This window comes from Bacillus sp. 205(2023) (assembly GCF_037027485.1).
Taxonomy (GTDB): domain Bacteria; phylum Bacillota; class Bacilli; order Bacillales; family Bacillaceae; genus Bacillus; species Bacillus halotolerans.
Map to the genome: position 1 here is coordinate 1379548 of NZ_JAXCHF010000001.1, position 23806 is coordinate 1403353.

The 23806-nt window shown below is 44.5% G+C and carries 21 protein-coding genes and 1 other annotated feature; of the genes, 7 read left to right on the forward strand and 14 right to left on the reverse strand.

Going from position 1 to position 23806, the window contains the following annotated elements:
- Positions 1 to 170 precede the first annotated feature (170 nt).
- The 8 genes from WA325_RS07000 to WA325_RS07035 all read right to left on the reverse strand — a co-directional run bounded on the left by WA325_RS07000 (position 171) and on the right by WA325_RS07035 (position 8442).
- Positions 171 to 941 (reverse strand): NAD-dependent epimerase/dehydratase family protein, encoded by a 771-nt coding sequence (locus WA325_RS07000; RefSeq protein WP_248336990.1) that lies wholly within the window; start codon positions 939 to 941, stop codon positions 171 to 173.
- A 78-nt stretch (positions 942 to 1019) separates the two neighbouring features.
- Positions 1020 to 2207: a cytochrome P450 gene (locus WA325_RS07005; protein WP_336183370.1), complete on the reverse strand. Its 1188-nt coding sequence runs from the start codon at positions 2205 to 2207 to the stop codon at positions 1020 to 1022.
- Positions 2208 to 2296: 89 nt separating this feature from the next.
- Positions 2297 to 3304 carry a biotin synthase BioB gene (gene bioB, locus WA325_RS07010; RefSeq protein WP_336183371.1) on the reverse strand — a complete coding sequence of 336 codons (1008 nt, stop codon included), beginning with the start codon at positions 3302 to 3304 and terminating at the stop codon, positions 2297 to 2299.
- A 2-nt stretch (positions 3305 to 3306) separates the two neighbouring features.
- A complete protein-coding gene (gene bioD, locus WA325_RS07015; RefSeq protein WP_059352171.1) occupies positions 3307 to 4002 on the reverse strand; it encodes a dethiobiotin synthase in 696 nt (231 codons plus the stop codon).
- The gene (bioF, locus tag WA325_RS07020) at positions 3999 to 5171 is read right to left on the reverse strand and encodes an 8-amino-7-oxononanoate synthase (protein ID WP_336183372.1); all 1173 of its coding nucleotides are present in this window, start codon (positions 5169 to 5171) and stop codon (positions 3999 to 4001) included. Before bioF ends, bioD begins: the two co-directional genes overlap by 4 nt.
- Positions 5161 to 6507 (reverse strand): adenosylmethionine--8-amino-7-oxononanoate transaminase, encoded by a 1347-nt coding sequence (bioA, locus tag WA325_RS07025; protein ID WP_336183373.1) that lies wholly within the window; start codon positions 6505 to 6507, stop codon positions 5161 to 5163. The genes bioF and bioA overlap by 11 nt, the downstream gene beginning before the upstream one ends.
- The gene (gene bioW, locus WA325_RS07030; RefSeq protein ID WP_336183374.1) at positions 6479 to 7273 is read right to left on the reverse strand and encodes a 6-carboxyhexanoate--CoA ligase; all 795 of its coding nucleotides are present in this window, start codon (positions 7271 to 7273) and stop codon (positions 6479 to 6481) included. Before bioW ends, bioA begins: the two co-directional genes overlap by 29 nt.
- Positions 7274 to 7542: 269 nt before the next feature.
- Positions 7543 to 8442 (reverse strand): dienelactone hydrolase family protein, encoded by a 900-nt coding sequence (locus WA325_RS07035; RefSeq protein WP_105990181.1) that lies wholly within the window; start codon positions 8440 to 8442, stop codon positions 7543 to 7545.
- Positions 8443 to 8688: 246 nt separating this feature from the next.
- Here WA325_RS07035 and WA325_RS07040 point away from each other — a divergent pair, with 246 nt between their 5' ends.
- The 5 genes from WA325_RS07040 to melA are packed head-to-tail and all read left to right on the forward strand — an operon-like array spanning position 8689 to position 14086.
- Complete coding sequence (locus WA325_RS07040; protein WP_336183375.1) at positions 8689 to 9747, forward strand: LacI family DNA-binding transcriptional regulator; 1059 nt, start codon at positions 8689 to 8691, stop codon at positions 9745 to 9747.
- Between the two features lie 10 nt (positions 9748 to 9757).
- Positions 9758 to 11035 carry an ABC transporter substrate-binding protein gene (locus WA325_RS07045; protein WP_105990180.1) on the forward strand — a complete coding sequence of 426 codons (1278 nt, stop codon included), beginning with the start codon at positions 9758 to 9760 and terminating at the stop codon, positions 11033 to 11035.
- Positions 11028 to 11939, forward strand: coding sequence for a carbohydrate ABC transporter permease (locus WA325_RS07050; protein ID WP_248336980.1), 912 nt, complete (start codon positions 11028 to 11030; stop codon positions 11937 to 11939). The genes WA325_RS07045 and WA325_RS07050 overlap by 8 nt, the downstream gene beginning before the upstream one ends.
- Positions 11936 to 12766, forward strand: a complete 831-nt coding sequence (locus WA325_RS07055) for a carbohydrate ABC transporter permease (RefSeq protein WP_227598082.1) — start codon at positions 11936 to 11938, stop codon at positions 12764 to 12766. The genes WA325_RS07050 and WA325_RS07055 overlap by 4 nt, the downstream gene beginning before the upstream one ends.
- A gap of 21 nt (positions 12767 to 12787) precedes the next feature.
- Complete coding sequence (gene melA / locus WA325_RS07060; RefSeq protein WP_024122560.1) at positions 12788 to 14086, forward strand: alpha-galactosidase MelA; 1299 nt, start codon at positions 12788 to 12790, stop codon at positions 14084 to 14086.
- 24 nt (positions 14087 to 14110) lie between these two features.
- On the opposite strand, the gene WA325_RS07065 is transcribed toward melA, so the two are convergent.
- The 3 genes from WA325_RS07065 to WA325_RS07075 all read right to left on the reverse strand — a co-directional run bounded on the left by WA325_RS07065 (position 14111) and on the right by WA325_RS07075 (position 17716).
- The gene (locus WA325_RS07065) at positions 14111 to 14422 is read right to left on the reverse strand and encodes a rhodanese-like domain-containing protein (RefSeq protein ID WP_044153745.1); all 312 of its coding nucleotides are present in this window, start codon (positions 14420 to 14422) and stop codon (positions 14111 to 14113) included.
- 115 nt (positions 14423 to 14537) lie between these two features.
- Entirely contained in the window at positions 14538 to 16952 is a 2415-nt protein-coding gene (leuS, locus tag WA325_RS07070; RefSeq protein ID WP_336183376.1) for a leucine--tRNA ligase, read from the reverse strand.
- A gap of 110 nt (positions 16953 to 17062) precedes the next feature.
- Positions 17063 to 17277: a binding site (T-box leader), on the reverse strand.
- Between the two features lie 103 nt (positions 17278 to 17380).
- Entirely contained in the window at positions 17381 to 17716 is a 336-nt protein-coding gene (locus tag WA325_RS07075) for a DUF4257 domain-containing protein (protein ID WP_003223352.1), read from the reverse strand.
- 402 nt (positions 17717 to 18118) lie between these two features.
- On the opposite strand from WA325_RS07075, the gene WA325_RS07080 reads away from it, so the two are divergent.
- Complete coding sequence (locus tag WA325_RS07080) at positions 18119 to 18904, forward strand: blue-light photoreceptor (RefSeq protein WP_105990175.1); 786 nt, start codon at positions 18119 to 18121, stop codon at positions 18902 to 18904.
- Positions 18905 to 18934: 30 nt separating this feature from the next.
- On the opposite strand, the gene WA325_RS07085 is transcribed toward WA325_RS07080, so the two are convergent.
- The gene (locus tag WA325_RS07085; RefSeq protein ID WP_044153739.1) at positions 18935 to 20128 is read right to left on the reverse strand and encodes an MDR family MFS transporter; all 1194 of its coding nucleotides are present in this window, start codon (positions 20126 to 20128) and stop codon (positions 18935 to 18937) included.
- Positions 20129 to 20317: 189 nt separating this feature from the next.
- Here WA325_RS07085 and WA325_RS07090 point away from each other — a divergent pair, with 189 nt between their 5' ends.
- Complete coding sequence (locus WA325_RS07090; RefSeq protein WP_227598083.1) at positions 20318 to 21064, forward strand: LMBR1 domain-containing protein; 747 nt, start codon at positions 20318 to 20320, stop codon at positions 21062 to 21064.
- Between the two features lie 37 nt (positions 21065 to 21101).
- Here the strand turns inward: WA325_RS07090 and WA325_RS07095 are convergent, their stop codons facing one another.
- On the reverse strand, positions 21102 to 23042 hold the full coding sequence (locus tag WA325_RS07095; protein ID WP_336183377.1) for an FtsX-like permease family protein: 1941 nt from the start codon (positions 23040 to 23042) through the stop codon (positions 21102 to 21104).
- A complete protein-coding gene (gene bceA, locus WA325_RS07100; protein ID WP_024122567.1) occupies positions 23032 to 23793 on the reverse strand; it encodes a bacitracin ABC transporter ATP-binding protein BceA in 762 nt (253 codons plus the stop codon). The genes WA325_RS07095 and bceA overlap by 11 nt, the downstream gene beginning before the upstream one ends.
- Positions 23794 to 23806 lie beyond the last annotated feature (13 nt).

The window sequence follows — 23806 nt, forward strand, 5'->3', positions numbered from 1 at the left end:
GTTATCATTTTTGATAAACGAGCTGCAGCTTGTGACGATATCGTGTCTAAAATGTAGCAAATGTGCGATTGCCGTGTCTATAATCATTTGAACACTGTCCCTTGCCCGACGGCATCGGAACTGGCTTGAAACCGATCATAAAAGAAAAAGAGCATAATCTTAGAAAATGATTATGCTCTGTTATTGCTGTTCTCTTCCTCTTTCAGAAGCTCAGCGGTATTCATTTGAGGCGCAAACCCAAGCTCCTGAACCGCGGATTCTATCGACCACGGCTTGCCGGGATTGTCAGAGACGGCGTAATAAGTGCCATAACGGATATTCGTTTCAATGGCTGCTTTAAAAATCGACAGCAAGTCCAGATGGGAAAGAAGCGTTTTTTTCGTCCGGTCGTTCTCATGCAGTGTATCCATTTCATCTGTGACAACCGTTCCGATTCGAAGGTTGATGACAGAGAGCTTATTTTCCAGATAAAACAGGTGGCCGATATGTTCCGAGGTCAGCTTTAGGACGCCGTATAGATTTTTTGACAGCGGATAATCGTCGGTTGTGATTTCCCGCCCTAAGAGCGAACGCCCGTCTTTTTCGTACACATCTGTCACATGATTGCTGCTGGCGAAAACAACCTTTGGGATGCCGAGCTCTGCTGCCGTGCGGCACAAATAGTAGCTTGCTCTATAAAAAATATCCGTCATTTTTTCAAATTCAGCTGTGTCCATGACATCGTATTTGATTTTGACAGCGAGTAAGTTCACGATCACGTCTGTATCTCTCGGAATCTTTTTCAATAGATCCTCATAGTTTGACGCGTCTGCCTGAATAGCGGGTGCTAAGCCTTCGTAGCGGTCTTTATCCAGCACCGTCACCTCGTACTCAGACATAAGCCCTTTAGCCAATATCCTCCCAATCACACCATTTCCGCCGGCGATCAGCACTTTTCTCATATGTTCACTCCCCTTTTTTATAGATTGCCCATTTTTGCCGGGGATGACACGTTTTCAGCATTCACATGGCCTTTAGCCTTAATTAAAAATAATCGGCAGCTCCATAAGCGCTCTAAAACCAATTAGCTTCCGGTATCGCACTTCAGAAACAGCGAGCTGCAGGCCTGGCATGCGCTGCAGAAGAGTGTTGATTGCAATTTGTGCTTCTAGCCGCGCCAGCGAGGAACCTATACAAATATGGCGGCCCTGTCCGAACGAAAGATGGGGATTAGGGCTTCTGGTGATATCGAACTCATTGGCATGCGAGAATACTTTTGGGTCTCGATTGGCAGCCCCCAGCAGAATATAGACATGCTCCCCTTGTCGAATCGTTACGCCATTCATTTCAATATCTTCTGACGAAACACGGGCTGTCATTTGTGTGGGGCTTTCATAGCGTAAACATTCTTCAACTGCGGTATGAATCAGAGCTGGGTTTTCTTTGAGCTGCAAAAGCTGTTCTTGATGCTGCAGCAGACAAAGAATTGAGTTGCTGATGAGATTCACTGTTGTTTCATGTCCGGCGATCGCCAGCAATATACACGTTGATGCCACTTCCTCCTCCGTCAGCTTACCAGCCTGTCCTTCCTTCAGCAACATGCTGATCACGTCATGCTGCGGTTTTTGTTTTCGTTTTTGAATAAGCTCTCTAAAATACTCCCTCATCACTACAGTGATCTGATTGCCATCTGTTAACACCTTTCTTGATCGGGTAAAATCAATCGTTTGAACAAGGTTTGACGACCACTCTTTAAATTGATCCCTTCCTTCTGCCGGCACACCTATGATCTTAGCTATAATGCTGCTTGCCAAAGGAAAAGCAAAGTCAGAAATCAGCTCCATCTTTTTTTTACCTTGCACTTGATCAAGCAGGTGATGGACAGTTTCATTTATAAATGGGCGATAGCCCTCTGTCATTCTCGGAGTAAATACCCCGCTGACCGGCATACGGAGGCGCCTGTGATCAGACTGATTCTGAAACAGCATCATCTGCTTCTGGACATGATTCAAATCCTTATATTTTATGGAGGTCTCAGGCAGCGGGACACGTGTTCTGAATCTGGTATCTTTCAGAATTGCTGCCGCTTCCTCATATCCCGTGACATACCAGCCTGGATACTTCAAAACATTCCCTTTATATAAAGGGTGTTCAGAACGTAATGTATCGTAAAAAGGATAAGGGTTTTTAAAAAACGCAGAAGGTGTAAGTGAAATTGGAATTGTCATATGCTCCCTCTCATGATTCTGACATCATCATTTTGACTCCATAAAAATAAAAGCAATCGACATGACACCGATTGCTTCTATTCTTGCTTTCAGCTATTTGCACTTAAACTGGCTTTCATTTCTTCGACCGATTCTACTTCAAATCCTAAATCACTTAGCATTTTATGATCCTCCGTCTCCTCCTGTCCGGAAGTCGTTAAATAATCTCCGACAAAGATGGAGTTGGCGGCGTACAGCCCCAATGGCTGCAATGAACGGAGATTGACCTCTCTTCCTCCAGAAATGCGGATTTCTTTTGACGGATTGATATAACGGAACAGCGCCAGCACTTTTAAGCAATACAGCGGGTTTAATTCATTTACGCCTTCTAATGGTGTGCCGTCAATCGCATGCAAAAAATTCACCGGAATGGAATCAGCGTCAAGGGCCTTCAAGCTTTGTGCGATATCGATGACATCCTGTTTCGTTTCCTTCATCCCGATAATGGCGCCTGAACATGGAGACATGCCGGAGATTTTTGCAATCTCAACCGTATTGACCCTGTCCTCATACGTATGTGACGTGGTAATATTTGAATGATTTCTCTGTGATGTATTGACATTATGATTATAGCGGTCTACGCCGGCTTCTTTCAGCCGTTTCGCCTGCTCCGGCTTTAACAATCCGAGACACGCACAAACTTTCAGTCCATACGTATCTTTTATTTCCTGTACCGCTTCTACGACCCGATCCACTTCTCTGTTGGACGGCCCCCTGCCGCTTGCCACGATACAATATGTACCTATGTTCAAATCATGCGCCCGCTTTGCGCCTTCCAGAAGGGTTTCCTTATTCACCATCCGGTAACTCTCAATCGGCGCTTTTGAAATGGCAGACTGGGAACAATAGCCGCAATTTTCCGGACAGAGCCCTGATTTTGCATTCATAATCATATTGAGCTTTACTTTTTTTCCATAAAACCGTTTTCTGATGTGAAAAGCTCCATGCATCAAAAGCAAGATGTCTTCATCTGGACAGTTTAATATCGAAAGCGCCTCTTCGTTGGTCACCTCTGCTCCGCCCAGCACCCGGTCTGCAAGTTCCATCCATTGATTCATTTTCATGCCCCCACTCGATTGATCAGTAATGATAAATCTATATGGTCCTTCACCATATTCTGAATCGTTTCTTTTGTTGTGTTTATCAGCTTTGGCGTCACTCCTAATAGCGGCACACCGCATAGGCTTTCAATCATTTCAGGATTGGTTTTTTCATCATGATCTGGAGAATCACTGATTCCATTGATGACGATTCCGGCGATTGGAAGACCCATGCTTTTGGCATATTGAACAGTTAAAAAGGTGTGATTAATCGTTCCAAGATGAGGGCGTGCCACAATAATCACTGGAAGCTGTAACGCTTTTATGACATGACTGACTAAAAAATCCTCTCCCAATGGCACAGAAATCCCGCCCGCACCTTCTACGATGAAGCATTCATGTTTTTCTCTTATCCGCTCCCAATGGCGTAAGACCTCTTCCATTTTGACAGCCTTTCCCTCCAGCTTTCCTGCAACGTATGGAGCTAGCGGCTCTTTGAATGCAAAAGGCGTAATCTCTTCATGTGAAAGACTCGTTTGCGACATCTCTTTCAGCAGGCTTGTGTCGCTCTCTGGATGATGAGGGGAGATCCCGCTTAGAAATGGTTTAAATACTCCGACATCCATCTTATTTTCCCGCAATAAGGCTGCAAGACCGCTGGATATCACCGTTTTCCCCACTTCTGTATCTGTTCCGGTTACAAAAAAACCTCTCATGGAATGATGTTCAGCTCCTTTCCGATTGAACGAAATGCTTCCAGCAAATGATCAATATCCCTCATACTGTGCCCAGCAGTGATGGTTAATCGGATACGGCTTTCTCCTGGCGCAACGGTCGGCGGACGAATGGCAGGGGCATAGATTCCTTTGTCCTGCAGTTTTTCAGCAAACGTGACCGTTTTTCGGGTATCGCCGATGACCACCGGAATAATCGGTGTATGATGCCCCTTCACCACATAGCCCATGTGCTTCAGATTCGTTTTGATCATCTGGATATAAGAATATAAAAGCTGCCGTTTTTCCTTGCTGGCCTCCATGATGTCTAACGCCTCATGGGCAGCAGCACAGCTTGCCGGCGGAATAGCGGTTTGAAAGATAAACGTTCTGGCATGGTTCAGCAGAAAGTCGATGAATACCGCTGAACCTGCAGCGAATCCCCCTTCTGCTCCGGCAGCTTTGCTTAACGTGCCGATGACAATGTCAGGACAAACACCGAAATGTTCACTCGTCCCTCCTCCTGATTCGCCCAAAACACCTGTTGCATGCGCATCATCAACGATCACGTAAGCATTGCAGCGTTTAGCAAGGGAGATGATCTGATCAAGAGGGGCAATCGTGCCATCCATGCTGAATACCCCGTCTGTTACGATAAAACGGCGCTGGTACCGCTGTGTTTCTTTCAGTTTTTCTTCAAGATCAGCCATTTCGATATGGCGATAAATGACCGTATCAGCCTTAGACAGGCGGCAGCCATCGATGATACTTGCATGATTTAATTGATCACTTAAAATGACGTCCCCTTTTTCAGGTAACGAAGAAAGGACACCGACATTGGCTAAATAGCCGCTTGAAAACAGTAAAGCCGCTTCTGTTCGTTTAAAGCCGGCAATCTTTTTTTCGAGTTTTTCATGCCAGGTCGAATTGCCCGTCGTTAAACGCGAGCCGGTGCTTCCTGCTCCAAATTGCCGCAGTGCTTCTTGAGCTGCCGAGATCAAGCGGTTATGGTTTGCGAGACCTAAATAATTGTTTGACGACCAGACCGTTTGATGTTTGCCATCAATCGTCACCTCCGGAACTGGAGGCCCATTCATTGTTCGCAGTGTACGGTATACGCCGGCTCCCTTCGCTTTGTCTAACCGGCGGCTTAACCAGCTGTCAATGCTCAAGGCTGGTTACCTCTTGGATCGCTTCTTTCATAATAGACACCATTGCTTCGAGCTCTTCAGCTGTGCTGGCAAGAGGAGGCAGAAATGCAATTACATCGCCGAGCGGTCTCGTCAGCATCCCGAGCTCTCTCATTTTCAAAGAAACTTTGTACCCCACTCGCCGATAAGCAGGATAAGGCCGTTTGGTTTCCTTTGACTGAACAAGCTCTGCGCCGCACATAAAGCCGAGCTGCCGAATATCCCCAACGTGAGGAAGTGCATGCAGGTCTTGAAGAAGTAAATGGAGCTTTTTACTTTTTTGCGCGACTTGTTCAACGATGTTTTCAGATTCAAATAATCTCAGGTTTTCAAGAGCAACCGCACAGCCAAGCTGATTTCCTGTATAGGAGTGACCGTGGAAAAAGGTTTTTTGTTCTTTGTAATCATCGTAGAATGCATGATAGATGTCTTCGGTGGCAAAGGTGACGGCTATCGGCAAATAGCCTCCTGTAATGCCTTTGCCGGCAGCCATTAGATCAGGCTGAACATTTTCGTGCTCACATGCAAACATTTTCCCCGTACGCCCAAAACCAGTGGCAACTTCATCAACAATCATTAAGACATCGTAAGCTGTACAAAGCTCGCGCACACCTGCCAAGTATCCTTCCGGCATCACAATCATGCCGGATGCTCCTTGAACCATTGATTCAATCGAAAGTGCTGCAATTTCGTGATGGTGTTCCTTCAGCAGCTGTTCAAGCGCATAGAGACACTCATCACGGCTCTGCACAGGATCGCCGCTTTCAGAGCGGTATACATAAGGGATCGGAGCTTTATAACTATCAAACATTAACGGGCCATAGACGTGGTGGAACAGTTCAATCGAACCGACACTGACGGCACCGATCGTATCGCCGTGATACCCATTTTTCATTGCAATAAATTTTTGTTTCTCAGGCTTTCCGATGTTCTTCCAATATTGAAACGCCATTTTTAGAGCAATTTCCATCGCTTCTGCACCGCTGTCTGAATAAAAAACACGCGTCAGCTTCTCCGGACTGATCTCGGTTAATGTCTCGGCAAGTTCAGTCGCCGGAACGTTGGTCATGCCCAACAATGTGGAGTGAGCAATTTTTCCAAGCTGTTTTATGATGGCCTCATCTAATTCCTTTTTGCGGTGCCCGTGCACATTAAGCCAAACGGAGGAAAAGCCGTCATAATATTCCTTGCCGTTTATGTCTCTTACTTTGATTCCGTTGCCGCTTTCGATGATCAAGGGATGTTCATCATAGTCTTTCATTTGAGTAAAAGGCAGCCAAAGATGTTTTTTACTTTTTTCTATCAAATTTTGAGTCATCATCTTCCTCCCACTCTATTAAAATAGGCTGCTTCTCGAGATCATTTATGTATGTGTTTACATTTACAGAGCCGTCAGCAAAAAAGATTCGGCAGCCCTCTTCAGTCCCGTATTCTTTCATTGCTGTAATACGCTGATAGCCCAATTTTTTACCCGCGACGTAGCCTGTTATGTAATCAGGGTCATCTGACCAGCATAATTCTGCAACGGTTGCCGGATGCTCACTCACCTTTGAAGCAAGTGCAAGGGCCTCTTTTATTCTTGGGTTTGATGGTGCGCCATAGCGTTGTGCCCATTGTTCAAAATTGAGGTCGAGCCAATCCATTCTGGACACCCGTACACCTTTATCGTGTGTTTGATCAATTCGTTCGCCAGTGTGAATATCAACCACCACCGCTCCCCTGATACCTGACCATTCAGGAATTTGTTGATATGCTTTTTCAATCACTTTTCTTGGAACACCCGCTCTCTCCAATAAGAATCGGGCAAGACTTTGTCCCTCTTCCGGGGATTCTACTTCATTTGTCTTCATTGGTAATGGATGAATCTTCTTAACCGGCTCATGAACCTCTTCAAATTGAATTTGCATAAAATCCGGTTTTCCTCTAGAGTGAGATAATCCTTTTTCTAATAAGGCATTCACCGTACGTTTCATATTATCGAACGTGATGAGCCGTTCTCCGCCGGATATATGCTTTCCTCCATCTTCGTGAGACCCATTCATAGAAGCTCTCATTCTGACACTGTAAAATGTTTCTTCTTGCATACCTTCTCGCCCTTTCAGCTTTGATTACAGAAGAAAGTATTCTATTTGTTAACCATTTATAAATTAGGGTTAACAAATAGAATACTATTATGTATACACAATTCTGTCAATATCAGAACGCCATTTCCTCATAAACAAAATCTATTTATCATGTATATTCCTGATAACTGTATTGATCTACTAAATAAAGAAGAGACGGGCAGATGCTCGCCTCCTTACCTGTTTAGAACCATTTCAGAAAAACACGTAAAGCCTGCCCTTTTTCACTGTCACAGCCACTTTTTCAAAAACTGCAGAGCTTCATGCCTCATCATAGCTGTCTCAAAATGCCCTGAAGCGGAGCGCACCATACGGTAACAATCAGAAGCCCCTTTTTTAGCATACAAAGCTGTTAATTCTTTTTCGATTTTGTTCACTCCCTCAGCGGGTGTTAGCCGATCATGTATGCCGGCAAGACTAAGGTGCGGGCGCGGTGCGATCAGGCTTTGGATATCTGCTGCAGAAAAATGCTTGGCAAGCGACGGAACGTAATAATAAAAGCCATGCCGGTCAAGGTTCTGTGTTTCAATCAGTACATGATGGTCAACCTGACTGCATAAATCCACACATGCCTTAATCCGTTCATCAAGCGCCGCTGTCCACCAAGCCATCAAGCCCCCCATAGACATGCCGATCGTTCCGATTCTGTCAGGCTGAATATCAGGGCGGCTCTGCACATAATCAATGGCTCTTATACTGTCATACATCATCATGCCCCACATCACCCTGCCCGTCAGAAGCATCTCTTTAAAAATCTCGCTTTCTGATTTTCCCCGTCTGTCTCCAAATCCCCAATGGTCGATTGCCAATACGCCATATCCGAGAGAAGTCAGCTCCCGAGCAAAAGAAGGCGCTTTCAAATAATCGGCTCCCTCAAGCAGTTCACTTTTTCCCCGTTCATACTGCCCGCCATGCGAATGCTGAAATAATATAACCGGGCACCGTCCTTTTGCGGCTTTCGGCTTCACAAAATATGCAGGCACCTTTTCAAGCCCATTTATATCAAGCAGCAGTGTTTCAATCATATATCCCTCTTTTTCCTCAATACGCAGCGTTTCCGCCCCCGTATGCTTCCGATCAGGCAAATCACCAAGCAATCGAAACAGCTGCTCTCTTTTTTCGTTACTCATCCCATCACCCTTCCTTCTTCGCTTATCTTCAATGTACGAGACGGATTTGTTATTCCCTTTATTTTTCACACAGCATATAGAAACAAAAATCGTAGTTTACTAAACTTTTACTAAATATAACGAAATATTCTGAAATTCATTATTGTAACCGCTTGCTTTCATATGATAGTATCAATTTATCGAAAACGTATGAGTAAAATATTTCTTTTGTTTTAGTAAATCTCATTCAAATGAAAGGGAGTAACCATGGTTCGTATAAAAGATATCGCCTTAAAAGCGAACGTTTCAAATGCTACTGTTTCGAGAATTTTAAATGAAGATCATTCGCTTTCTGTGGCTGGTGAAACGAGACAAAGAGTAATCAGTATCGCTGAAGAGCTAGGCTATCAAACTGTCGCTAAACGCCGAAAAGCCCGCGGACAAAAACAGCGCGCCCAGCCGCTTATCGGGGTGCTGAGCTGCTTATCTCCCGATGAAGAACGGCAGGATCCTTATTTTTCTTCTATTCGCAAAGGAATTGAAAAAGAATGCTTTGAACAGGAAATTTTCATTACAAACTCCATCCATCTCGGTTCCTTCCAGGAGCATATTTTTCGGGAATTAGACGGTATCATTGTGATCGGCCGTGTCCATGACGAAGCCGTTCAACATATCAGCGGCCGATTGGAGCATACCGTATTTATCAATCATTCTCCCGATCCGCAGATATACGACTCGATTGGGATTGATTTTGAAGCCGCCGCACGCCAGGCAATTGATCACCTTTTCAATTTAGGTTACAAACGATTAGGCTATATCGGCGGGCAGGAGAAGGAGCATACACTGAGGGACGGCCAAAGCATTCGCAGAACAATTGAGGACAAACGCCAGACTGCCTTTTTGCGGTCCGCCCATCCTCAGCCTGAACACGTCCTGGTCGGCGATTACAGCATGCGCGAGGGCTATCGCCTGATGAAAAAAGCCATCACTCAAGGCAAGCTGCCTGAAGCCTTTTTTATCGCAAGTGATTCTATGGCCATCGGCGCATTGAAAGCACTTCAGGAAGCCGATCTGCATGTGCCGCGGGATACAGCCATTGTCAGCTTTAACGGCATTGAAGAGGCCGAGTTTGCCAGCACACCTTTAACCACCGTGAAAGTGCATACAGAGGAAATGGGCCGCACAGGCGTAAAACAGCTTCTCGACCGCTTTAACGGCCGAACAATTCCTCATCAAGTCACCCTGCCGACAACACTGATCATCAGGCAAAGCTGCGGATACACAGCTAAGGAGGTGACGCAAGACAAACGTTCATCAAGATCATAAGGAGGAAAAGATGAAACACATATTTGTTTTATTTCTCTCTCTTATTCTGCTGATTCTGCCGGGCTGCTCATCTGAAGAAAGCGCTGCAGATACGGGCAAAAAGACGTTAACCATCTATTCTACGATGTCAACGGACAGTGAAAGAAACACATTCAGAAAACTAGCCGCAGCGTTCGAAAAGGAAAGCGGCATTCGCGTCAGCATTCATTTCCCAGGCAATGACTATGAAAATATGATGCGTGTCAGAATGGCCGCCAATGATCTGCCTGATCTCTTTGATACTCATGGCTGGGGGAAAATCAGGTACGGGGAGTATACAGCCGATCTCCGGGATATGGACTGGACTCAGAATCTTGATCCAAATTTAAACAGCATCCTTAAAAACAAGAGCGGAAAGGTATACGCATATCCGATCAACCAGGCAAAGGACGGCCTGGCGTACAACCGCAATATGTTAGACCGTTTCGGCATTGATCCGCCGGAAACGATGGATGACTTTATAAAAGCACTGAGAACGATTAAAGAAAAAAGCAATGGAGAAATCGTTCCTTTCTGGTTCGCCGGATATGATAAAAGCTCTTTCGCCCAATATTATGACCAATTCGCAACACCTCTTCTCATCACAGATCCTGCCCATAATGAAAAGAAACAGCTCATTGACGGCACCTTCAATTGGAGCAAATTTACTTATCTTTCAGATACCCTTAAACAAATGCAGAAAGAAAAACTCATCAATATCGATGCCGTAACAGCAAAAAAATCACAGCTCATTGAGTTAATGGCTCAAAACAAAATTGCTTTTACCATGCAGGGCGGCACCCTCGGCCAAGACGTCGCCCAAATTAACCCGAATGTAAAGGTTGGGATTATCCCGACACCAGCTATTCACTCCGGTGATGACCCGATATGGATTGGAGGCGAGCGCTATACCCTGGCAGCATGGAAAGACTCGCCTCATTTAAAGGAAGCAAAGCAATTTATCGCCTTTATGGCTCGTCCCGCCCATGCGAAAGAAATGGCTGAAGCCACATCGCTTCCTTCAGGGCTGACCAATGTAAAAGCTGATATTTTCTATGCCAAAGACTATCAGCATTATCAGAATATGAAAGTCGAGCCCTATTTCGACCGGTTGTACCTGCCGAACGGGATGTGGGATGTGATGGGAACGGTCGGCCAGGAGCTTGCGGCAGACATTTTGACACCCAACGAGATTTCCAAAAAGCTAGGAAGAGAATATAAACGACTCCGGGAGCAATCTGGAACACAGGGAGCTGAAAACAATGAGTGAGATCGCAAGAGATGTTCATGTGAAACAGGTCAAGCCGAAAAAACAATCCTCACTTTGGTGGATGTATATTCCGGCTCTGCTCTCCGTTTTGATCTTCATGATTTATCCGTTTGTAAAAGGCACTTTTATCACCTTCACAAACTGGAACGGATTTTCTCAGGTTTATCAGTGGGTCGGTTTCGCTCAGTATGAAAGGCTGTTTGCTGATCCCGACACATGGCATATCTTAAAAAACACGCTGCTATACGGACTCGGCAGCACCTTTTTTCAAAACGTCATTGGGCTTCTGTACGCCCTGCTATTAAATCAAAGCATAAAAATGAAAGCGATAACAAGAACCATTGTGTATTTGCCGGTTATGATCAGTCCGCTCATTATGGGCTACATTTGGTACTTTTTCTTTTCTTATGACGGAGGCGCACTTAATGACCTGCTTGGCGTTTTCGGCATCACCCCGATCAACGCGCTCGCCAGTCCGTCTTCGAACCCATGGATCATCGTCATGATTAACACGTACCAATATGTCGGCATCGCCATGATTGTCTATTTGGCAGGCCTGCAAAGCATTCCGAAAGATTACTATGAAGCAGCGGAAATGGATGGCGCGACACGGGGCCAGCAGTTTTTCGGCATCACCCTGCCGCTGTTAATGCCTTCGATCACGATCAATATGGTCATCAACATTATCGGAGGCTTAAAGCTATTTGACGTGATCATTGCGCTCACTGCAGGCGGACCCGGAAACGCGTCGCAATCGATGTCAACGTTTATGTATGACCTGTATTTTAAACGGCAGGATGCCGGATATGCTGCGACACAAGGCATATTTATGGCATTTGTCATTTTGATCATCAGCTTTTGCGCGCTTGCGTACTTTAAAAGAAAGGAGACGGAAATGTCATGAGAGCCGCCCGCTCAAACAAACTGCGGTTGATTACACTTCTCGCTGCCATTGTAGCCTGTGCGCATTTCATTCCTTTTTACATTCTGCTGACCACTTCATTGAAAGCAAAAGGAGATTACAGTTCCAAATGGCTGTTTCCAGCTGACTTTTCCTTTCAAAATTTTTCTGAGGCATGGGAGCGCGCTTCACTTGGCAACTCGTTTATCAACACAATCATCATCACAGGCGTTTCGGCATTGTTGTTAATCATATTCGGCTCACTGGCCGCCTACCCGCTTGCCCGGCGGGAAACCAAGCTGAATAAAGCCGTTTTCGCGTTGCTGATTTCTATTATGATCATCCCTCCGTTAACGTCCATGGTGCCTTTGTACAGAATGGTCGTGGACGCCGGCATGGTCAACACACACGCAGTCGCCATTTTGATCAATACAGCGGCGTATATGCCATTAACCGTGTTTTTGTATTCCGGCTTTATCCGTTCAACCATTCCAAAAGAGCTCGAAGAAGCGGCAAGAATGGATGGAGCAGGAATGCTGAAAATCTTTTTTACGATTGTATTTCCTTTGCTGAAGCCGATCACTGCCACCATCTGTATTATTTCCTGTGTCTTTATATGGAATGACTATCAATTTGCGATTTTCTTTTTACAGGATCAGAAGGTGCAGACACTTACGGTCGCAATGGCCGGGTTTTTCGGAGAAAACGCCAACAATCTGCATTTGGTCGCCGCGGCTGCCATCATGGCAATGCTGCCGATGGTCATTCTGTTTCTGGCGCTGCAAAAATATTTTATTGCCGGGCTGTCATCAGGCGCGGTAAAAGGATAATGAATTAAAGGAGGAACCGACATGAAAAAAATCACATTTATCGGTGCAGGGAGCACAATTTTCGCAAAAAATGTTTTAGGAGACTGCTTGCTAACGGAGGCGTTAAATGGATTTGAATTTGCGCTTTACGACATTGACCCAAAACGTTTGCAGGAATCTCAGCTTATGCTTGAAAACTTGAGAGACCGCTATAATCCGAGCGTGGTTATCAACAGCTATGATGACAGAAAACTGGCTTTGCAGCAAGCGGGCTATGTGATTAATGCCATTCAGGTCGGAGGCTATAAACCAAGTACAGTCATCGATTTTGAGATTCCTAAACGATACGGATTGCGGCAGACGATTGCCGACACAGTGGGCATCGGCGGGATATTCAGATCACTCAGGACAATCCCCGTGTTATTTGATATCGCAAGAGATATTGAGGAAATGTGTCCCGACGCCTGGTTTTTAAACTATACAAACCCAATGGCCTCCCTGACTGGCGCTATGCTTCGCTATACGGATGTGAAAACGATCGGGCTCTGCCACAGCGTCCAAGTGTGCACAAGAGATTTATTTAGATCTCTCGGTATGGAGCACGACGGGATTGAAGAACGAATCGCAGGCATCAATCATATGGCATGGCTGTTGGAAGTGAAAAAGGACGGCGCTGATTTATATCCCGAAATCAAAAAGAGAGCGAGAGAAAAGCAAAAAACAAAGCATCATGACATGGTGCGATTTGAATTGATGGATAAGTTCGGTTATTACGTCACGGAATCATCAGAGCACAACGCAGAATACCATCCTTATTTTATTAAGCGGAATTATCCTGAATTGATCAACGAGCTGCAGATCCCGCTGGACGAATATCCAAGAAGATGCGTGAAACAGATAGAAGATTGGGAGAAAATGAGGGATGACATTGTGAACAATAAAAACCTCACCCATAAACGTTCAAAGGAATATGGCTCAAGAATAATAGAAGCAATGGAAACGAATCAGCCGTTCACCTTCGGAGGAAACGTCTTAAATACCGGACTCATCACAAACCTTCCTTCCAAAGCGGTAGTCGAAGTTACATGCGTCGCCGACAGAAAAAAAATAACCCCGTGCTTTGCCGGAGAACTTCCTGAGCAGCTCGCAGCGTTAAACAGAACGAATATCAACACACAGCTGATGACCATTGAAGCGGCTGTTACACGAAAAAAAGAAGCTGTTTACCAGGCAGCCATGCTTGACCCGCATACAAGTGCGGAGCTGTCCATCAATGACATTATTTCTATGTGTGATGATTTATTTGAAGCGCACGGCGATTGGCTTCCAGCATACAAATAAAAAAAACTAGGGGTGATCTCTCCCCTAGTTTTTCGGTTTCGTTTCGCCTTCCCATGCCATCATGCCGCCTTCTACGTTGACTGTTTTAAAGCCTTGCTCATCCAAATACCTGCAGACATTCATGCTGCGCATCCCTGATCGGCAGATAAAAGTGTACTCTTTGTCTTTATCGAGGGTGTCCATTTTTTCAGGAATATCCCCCATGCGAATATGAACCGCTTGCGGAATCATGCCTTCCGCAACCTCTTCATCTTCTCTGACATCAATCAAATACAATTCTTCATCCGCCTCGATTTTTTCTTTCAAAGCAGCTGTGCTGATTTCTTTTATTTCCAAAGAAAACACTCCTATTCACCAATAATCATGTTCAGTATATCAAAGTCAGCTGGACGATTGCTATTTTGAGACTGATGAAAAAATCCCCTTTTTGACAAAGGGGATTTTTCCAGGATTAGTTTGCCACAATATTGACAAGCTTGCCCGGCACCGCGATGATTTTACGAATGGTTTTGCCTTCAAGCTGCTCTTTGACCTTTTCATCTGCTTGAGCAAGCTGTTCGAGCTGTTCCTTCGTCGCATCTGCAGGAACCTGTAGTTTCGCTTTCACTTTTCCGTTCAGCTGAACAACGATTTCAACTTCGTCGTCAACAAGTTTTGCTTCATCATATACAGGCCAAGCCTCATATGCAATCGTACCGCTATGGCCCAATTTCTCCCACAGCTCTTCCGCGAGGTGAGGCGCGATAGGAGAAAGAAGCTTCACAAAACCTTCCATATATTCCTTCGGCAGCTCTGACGCTTTATAGGCTTCGTTGATAAAGACCATCAGCTGAGAAATACCTGTGTTAAAACGCAGGCCCTCATAGTGGTCTGTCACTTTCATGACTGTTTCATGGTAGACGCGCTCCAATGTTTCACCGGCGCCTTCAACGATTTTGCCATTAAGCTCACCGCTGTCTTCAACAAACAGGCGCCATACGCGGTCAAGGAAGCGGCGTGCGCCGTCTAAGCCTGATTCAGACCAGGCAATTGAAGCATCAAGCGGTCCCATGAACATTTCGTACAATCTCAGCGTATCAGCGCCATGAGAGGCAACGATTTCATCAGGGTTGACAACGTTCCCTTTTGACTTACTCATTTTCTCGTTGTTTTCACCGAGAATCATTCCTTGGTTATACAGCTTTTGGAACGGTTCTTTCGTCGGCACTACACCGATATCATAAAGGAACTTGTGCCAGAAACGGGCATACAGAAGGTGAAGCACAGCATGCTCCGCGCCGCCGATGTACATATCAACCGGAAGCCATTTTTCCATTTTCTCAGGTGATGCCAGCTGATCCGGATTGTGCGGATCAATGTAGCGCAAGAAATACCAGCAGCTTCCCGCCCATTGCGGCATTGTATTCGTTTCTCTTCTTCCTTTTTTCCCTGTTTCAGGGTCTGTGACTTCAACCCACTCTTTAATGTTCGCAAGCGGTGATTCGCCGGTGCCGCTCGGTTTGATTTCGTTTGTTTTCGGCAGAATCAGCGGCAGTTCTTCCTCAGGCACAGCTGTTGACGTTCCGTCCTCCCAATGAATGATCGGAATCGGCTCGCCCCAGTAACGCTGGCGGCTGAAGAGCCAGTCGCGCAGACGGTAAGTGACTTTCTTTTCGCCGTTTTTCGTTTCTTCCAGCCAAGCGATCATTTTTTCAATCGCTTCCTGTTTATTAAGTCCATTCAGGAAGTCAGAGTTTACATGCTCTCCGTCGCCTGTGTACGCTTCTTCTTCCACGTTTCCGCCTTTTACGACTTCCTTGACTGGAAGGCCGAATGTGTTGGCGAATTCAAAATCACGCTCATCGTGACCGGGAACAGCCATGACTGCACCTGTTCCATATGAAGCAAGAACATAATCTGCGATCCAGATCGGCAGTTTTTCACCGTTTACAGGATTGATCGCATAAGCTCCCGTGAAGACGCCTGTCTTTGTTTTCGCGAGATCCGTGCGCTCAAGGTCACTCTTTGATTGAATTTCTTTGATATAAGCTTCGACAGCTTCTTTTTGCTCAGCAGCTGTGATTTTTTCTACCAATGCATGCTCCGGAGCAAGTACAGTGTATGTAGCGCCAAACAATGTATCAGGTCTTGTTGTAAACACCGTAAATGATTCATCATATCCGTCTATGCCAAAATGAACGTGCGCACCTTCAGAACGACCGATCCAGTTGCGCTGCATGTCTTTAATGCTTTCCGGCCAATCAAGCTCTTCCAAGTCATCAAGAAGCCTGTCCGCATAAGCTGTAATTTTCAGCATCCACTGCTTCATCGGGCGTCTTTCGACCGGATGGCCGCCGCGTTCACTCTTTCCGTCGATGACTTCTTCGTTGGCAAGAACCGTACCGAGTGCAGGGCACCAGTTTACCGGCACCTCATCAACGTAAGCAAGGCCCTTTTCATAAAGGTTTAAGAAAATCCATTGTGTCCATTTATAGTATTCAGGATCTGTCGTGTTGATTTCGCGATCCCAATCATATGAAAAACCGAGCGCCTGAATTTGGCGGCGGAAATTATCAATATTCTGCTTCGTAAACACTGCCGGGTCATTCCCAGTGTCGAGAGCGTATTGCTCAGCCGGCAGACCGAATGCGTCCCAGCCCATCGGATGAAGAACGTCATACCCCTGCATGCGCTTCATGCGGGAGAGGATATCCGTCGCTGTATAGCCTTCAGGGTGTCCGACGTGCAGACCCGCTCCAGACGGATAAGGAAACATGTCCAGCGCGTAAAATTTTTGTTTCTCATTATGATCAAGAGTGGCAAATGTTTTGTTTTCCAGCCAATAATTTTGCCATTTCTTTTCTATCTCTTTGTGCTGAAAACTCAAAGTAAAAACCTCCTTCTGATTGAATACGGCGTTTTATGGTTCAAGTATTGACGGGAAAGGGACAATTATATTCAGAATATTCCCAAACTAAAAAAAACTCCCTCATCCCTAAAAGGGACGAGAGACTTTCGTTTTCCCGCGGTACCACCCTCGTTAGCGCGGCAGACGCCGCACTCACTTGATACTTTTAACGCAGTTATGCGTCAGCGGCTTTTCACCGCTGCAACTCTGAGGTGAGTTCGGAAACAAACTTGATTGACTTTCACCAGCCGTCAACTCTCTGAAACAATATCTGCTTCTTACTGCTCCTCTTCATTGTTCTTATCGCAACCGTAATCTTAACTGTATTTTATAGAATTCTGTTCATAAGTGCAAGCAGGTTTGTATACAATGGGAATGTACCCTGAACGGGCGAAGATTGAGGACAATTATTCTGGTGGAGTTTTGGTTTGACGTTTCGACTCGGCCGGTTCGCCGCCGCTGTTCATTTCTCTTACAAAATCAAAGCTTCTGAGAACAGCTTCACCGCCGTAGCCTGAGATAATGGATAAGATGACAAGTTGAATTCCTGAATCGGGGTCAGCGGATAGTACAAGTAAAATGGAAGCCGTCATGCCGATAAACCAATCTTCCAAAAATCCAAGATAGATAAACCGCTTCGTCATCCTAGGTTTCTCCAGTCTGCCTCTCTTTTTCACATGACCGAGAATCCCCATGATTCCTCCAATTACACAAGCAATTAATACCTGATGCAGCATCTTCATCATCACCTTCCTAAAGCCCTTATTTCGTAAAGCGACTTCAGGCCATCCAGCCCCCTTAAACGATTCCGATGATTTTCGATATCTACATACTGGCAAATCTGAAAAAAGCTTGTTTCTTCCATTATATGTGAACACATGATCGGTAAGCTTGATGCATTGGATTCATTTTTCACCCAGTGACATTGACCTAGTCACCTATTTAGCATGTAGAAACCTTTCCGTTCATATGTTCAAACTCTGTTCTTATTTTTAGTGTATACGAGGACAAGCCCTAATGACAAACAACAAACTGCGCTTGCTTGAATCAGAACATGTGTTGTGCTACGGTTACTGTAGAATTCATTAAAAAAAGGGGAATATCAGGCTTTCGCATAGCAAGCTGGCAGCCTAAGGGGGAATTATATGGCTAGTTTTCAATCATTCGGAATAAAAGGACAGCTGGACATCATCAAAAAAGCGCTTGATCACGCGCGAGTCGGTGTAGTGATTACAGATCCTTCACTTGAAGATAATCCGATTGTCTACGTAAACCAAGGCTTTGTTCAAATGACCGGCTATGAGGCCGAGGAAATTTTAGGGAAGAACTGCCGCTTCTTACAGGGGAAAGATACAGACGCTGGTGAAGTGGACAACATCAGAGCCGGTTTACAAAATAAAGAACCGGTTACAGTTCAGATTCAAAACTACAAAAAAGACGGAACGATGTTCTGGAATGAGTTAAATATTGATCCGCTGGAAATAGAAGACAAAACCTATTTTGTCGGAATTCAAAAAGACATCACCAAGCAAAAAGAGTATGAAAAGCTTCTCGAGGATTCCCTCACAGAAATTACTGCACTTTCAACTCCTATTGTGCCGATTCGCAACGGCATTTCGGCTCTTCCGCTAGTCGGCAACCTGACAGAGGAGCGATTTAATTCCATCGTCAGCACATTGACGAATATCTTATCAACATCCAAAGATGATTATTTGATCATTGATTTATCAGGATTGGCCCAAGTAAATGAACAAACCGCCGACCAGATTTTCAAGCTGAGCCATTTGCTGAAATTGACCGGTACCGAATTAATCATTACCGGCATTAAGCCCGAATTGGCTATGAAAATGAATAAACTGGATGCCAATTTCTCATCGCTGAAAACATATTCTAATGTAAAGGATGCCGTGAACGTGCTTCCGATTATGTAAAAAGATCCCGCTCATCCGGCGGGATCTTTCTTATGAAGAAACTGAAGCTTGCTTATTCGCTTTATCAGCTGATTTTAACCGTTTGTCGTATAAAATCGTCGTGGCTATGCTGATCATAAGCAAAACCAAAAGTGATAAAACAAGAGCGTGAATGCCGGAATGATCGACGAGCACTCCTCCGAACAAAGGCCCAATCATTCTGCCGCCTGTCGCAGCGCTGTTCACAAACCCTTGATAAAACCCTTCTTTCCCTTTAGGCGCAAGCTGGTTGGCAATCGTCGGCACGGCAGGCCAAACAAGCATTTCCCCGATGGTCAAGATCACCATGGCAGCCAGAAACATTGGGAATTGCTTCGCAGTCAGCAGCATGCTGTAAGACACAATAAAAATGACAAAACCAATGATCATTTGCGCTTTCAGCGACTCAGCCCATTTTTTCACAAAAAAGCTGACAAGCGGCTGTCCAACCACAATTAAAATTCCGTTAATCGTCCACAGCACACTATATAAAGAAAGAGACATTCCGATGCTTTGCGTGTACGATGCAATGGTGGTAGACCATTGAGAATATGCCAGCCATCCGAGCACATACCCGCTGCTCAATATGACCAGAGCCGTAAATTTCGCTTTGCTGCTTACAGCGTCATAATCAAGCACAGACGTTTGAGACACATCCTTCGTCTGAATGTTTCGAAATCCGAAATATACGATAAAGAAAAAGACCACATACAGCGCGGCATTCGCCAAAAATACGTATGAAAACGAGAAAGACGCCACCACGCCGCCAAGCGCAGAACCGACGGCAACACCTGCGTTTTGCGCGACATAAATCGCATTAAATGCCCTTCTTCCCCCTTCTGGCCACACTGATCCAGCCATTGCGTAACTGGCCGGAAAAACAACACCCGAACCAAACCCGACAATCGTAAGCAGCACGATATAAAACGGCCAATCATGAAAAAAGACGAGACCCACCAGACTTGCTAACGTAATCGCAATTCCGAGCATGATGGATTTGAACCCGCCGATTTTATCAAACAAAAACCCGCCGCATAAATTCCCTGCCACACTGGCGCCGGAATTCAGCATAAGGACAATCCCCGCGACCGTTAACGACTTTCCTAAATGATTATGAATATAGATCGTGTTAAGCGGCCATAAAAAGGATGCCCCTGTCACATTAATAAACATCCCTATCACTAAAATTTTCAATGCGCGCGGCATACTGATCCCCCTTTCTTATCTATAAAAGCTCATGAAAAAACGGAAACCTCAACAGGCTCCGTACGAATCCAGTTATCATAGCACATTCATTCTATCTGTCTATCTCATATTTTTCAACAGATGAGTGTGAAAAAATCTAACAAATATTGCTCGAAAATTGTAAAATAAATAGAAAAAGGGGTAATTTTTATGGAAATGGCATTCGCATTCCTCGGTTTTTTTGTATTTCTCTTTTCGCTTGGCTATGGAGTGTACCATCTCGTCAGATATGTGCTGAAAAAAGAAAAACGATTCTCTAAAAAACTTTTTTGGCCGCTTTTTATCGGAGGTCTCATTCTGCTCTTCACCGGAGCAGCTTTGTCAGAACCTGACGCTGCCGCAGCAAATGCCGATAAAAAATATTCAGCACTAAACACTGAATATAAAAGTCTTAAACAAGAGCATGAAGCACTTGAGAAAGAGTATGAAGCCATCAGCTCTGAAGCAAAGAAACTGAAAGACGACACAAAAGATCAAGACAAGCTCAAGCAGCTGGAGAAAGAAAATAGTGAACTAAAAAAGACTCAGAAATCATTAAAAGCAGAAAATAAAGAACTTCAAGAAAAACAAAAACAGCTCAAAGATGATACCAAAACAGCAAAGGCTGAAAATGAAACCCTTCAACAAGATAAAACAAAACTTGAAAAGCAATTAAAAGAGGCACAAAACCGAACAGCCAGCACAAAAGAAAACAGCGAACATTCTTCAACCAGCACAAATAAAAGCAACGAAACCAGCTCAGCTGATACAGCAGAAGGCTGTCTTATCAAAGGCAGCAAAAACGGCATCTATCATACGCCGGGCAGTACATACTATGACCGGACGACAGACCCTGCTGAAATGTTTTGTTCAGTTGAAGAGGCTGAGGCAGCCGGGTATCGGGCGCCAAAACGATAAACAAAAAAGCTCCAGTTTCTCTGGAGCTTTAACTGTTTTACAATGCCGACTTAATCACCTTTTTATAATAAAGAACCGACAGAATACCGAAAATAGAATAGAGTGCAGTATATAACACCATCACCATAATCATCGGCGACCATACCTCTGATCCGAATAAGAACCAGCCGGATTGAACGGCAAAATAACTGTGAAAGAGGCCGATCACCAATGGAATGCCGAAGTTATACATTTGTTTGATGCGTATCCCCTTCAGCAGGTCTCCCTGTGTAAAACCGAGTTTTCTTAGAATGGTATAATTCGGTTTTTCTTCTTCACTTTCACCCATTTGTTTAAAGTAAAGAATACACCCCGAGGTGATGAGAAATGTTAATCCTAAGAAACCAACGATGAACATGACCATACCAAAAAGAGATTTTTGCGCAATACTTGTATCCAGCCTTGATAAATGTAGATCTTTCTTGTTCACCTTTTGAAAAAGCTCATTTGCTTTTTCAAGCTGATCTCCATGTTTCATATAAATGCCGATAAATTCAGATTGCGCCAGCTGAATGCGAGGGTCTTTATCTTTATTCAGCTGTTTAAACAGGTTGTCATCCACTATGACTGCGGGCATTCCCCCGCTTGTAAACGTGTAGGATACAAGAAACTCTTCTCTTAATCCTTTATAGTGTAATGATTGTGTCTCATTCTTGCTTTTGACTTTAATGCTGCCGGAGTCTTTTAAAACCATTATCTTTTGCAGCAAGTCAGTATATCCTGAGAAAACCGCTTCCCCAGCCGCCACATCGACTCCTTTTACATCTTTATCGCTAACAACAGCGAGCTGTGTGTTGCCGGGATCGCCCTGCATCTCTTTCGGGGTTCCATCCATGATATTTGTGATATCAAAAGACGATTGAAGGACAGGCATTTCTTTTTTGACGTATGAAATGTCATTTTCACTCAAACTGCTTTCAAACCGTTTGGCATCTTTCTCATTCATGAATGAAAAATCCGCCGCTACATTTTGTTCAGCAGTCTTTTCTGCCGAGAAATACGAAATATAAGCAAGGGATAACAGCCCGATGGCGAGCGCCGAAACGGTTGTGATAATTGTCAGCAGCAAAGCGTTCGATTTCATTCTGAACATAATCGATGACAGTGACAGAACCTCTGAGATATTCAAGTACCCGCCCTTGCTTTTCCGAATAATGTTCGAGATAAACGTAACCGATCCTTTATAAAAGAGAAACGTCCCGATAATGACGGACCCTAAGATCAAACTCATTGCGAAAAACAGTTCATTTATGGTCTTGAATTTTCCGCTAAACAGCTCGGAAGACACGTAGTATCCCGTTAAAATCAACACGATGCCCAGCGCCCCGATCAGCATCTGGAAAAAAGAGATTCTCTTCACTTTATCCTCAGTGGAAGATGTTACTTTAAACAAAGATAAAATGCTTTGTTTTTTGATAAACGTATAATTCATGATCATAATCAAAAGGTAAATGCCGCAGAACACAATGATTGTTTGCACCAAGGCTTGCTCAGAAAAATGCAGTTTCGCATCAGCTTTGACATCGACGATTTTGAACAAGATCATGAGCACAAGCTTTGAGATTGAAAATCCGGCAAAAACCCCGATGGCTAACGAGCTGAAATACAGCATGATATTTTCCGCACTTAAGATTCGAAAGATTTTGTGCTTTGTCATTCCGATTAATTGAAACAGCCCGATCTCTTTACTCCGCCTTTTAATAAAAATGGTATTGGCGTACAAAATAAAGATTGATACAACAGCCACAAGCAAAATTGAAGCGGTTTTAATAGCCGCGGCGCCTTTAATGGAAGCTTTTACTTCATTAATGGCCGGGTCATATTGGAGTGTGACAAATGCGAAATAAAGCGCCACACTAAAGATTAAAGCAAACACATAGAGATAATAATTCCTGATATTCTTTTTCAGATTTCGCAGAATGAGCTGATTAATGTTCATGCTGCACCCCGCCTAATACGCCTTGTGTTTTCATGATATCCTGGAAAAACGTCTGCCTGTCTTGGCCCCCTTTATTCAGCTGCGTATACATCAGACCATCCTTAATAAAAATAACTCTGCCGCAGTAGCTCGCTGCAACGGGATCATGGGTAACCATAATAATGGTGGCGCTGCGTTTTTGATTGAGCTGGCTCAGCTTGTTTAATAGGTCAGAGGCCGATTTCGAATCAAGCGCGCCGGTCGGTTCATCAGCGAAAATAATGCTCGGGTCATGAATAAACGCTCTCCCGGCGGATGTTCTCTGCTTCTGGCCGCCGGAAATTTCATTCGGGTACTTATCCCGCAATTCATAAATACCCAATTCCTTCGCCACTTCCTCAAACTTGCGGTTTGCTTCCTTTTTTGATATTTTCGTGATCGATAACGGCAGAAGGATATTTTCTTTCACTGTTAATGTGTCTAACAAATTGTAATCTTGAAAGATAAAGCCTAAGTGCTGTTTTCTAAATTCAGCCAGCTGCTTTTCCTTCAAGGACGTCATTTCGTTTCCGTTAATATTGATCGTTCCGTGGCTGACCTTATCAATCGAGGACAGAACGTTAAGCAAAGTCGTTTTGCCCGACCCTGAAGCACCCATAATACTGACGAATTCGCCCTTTTCAATGTGAATATCGATGCCCTTCAGCACTTCCTGTTTATTTAACTTGTTACCATAGCTTTTTCGAATTTTATTCGCTTCTAAAATCATCATTTCCGTAGTCTCC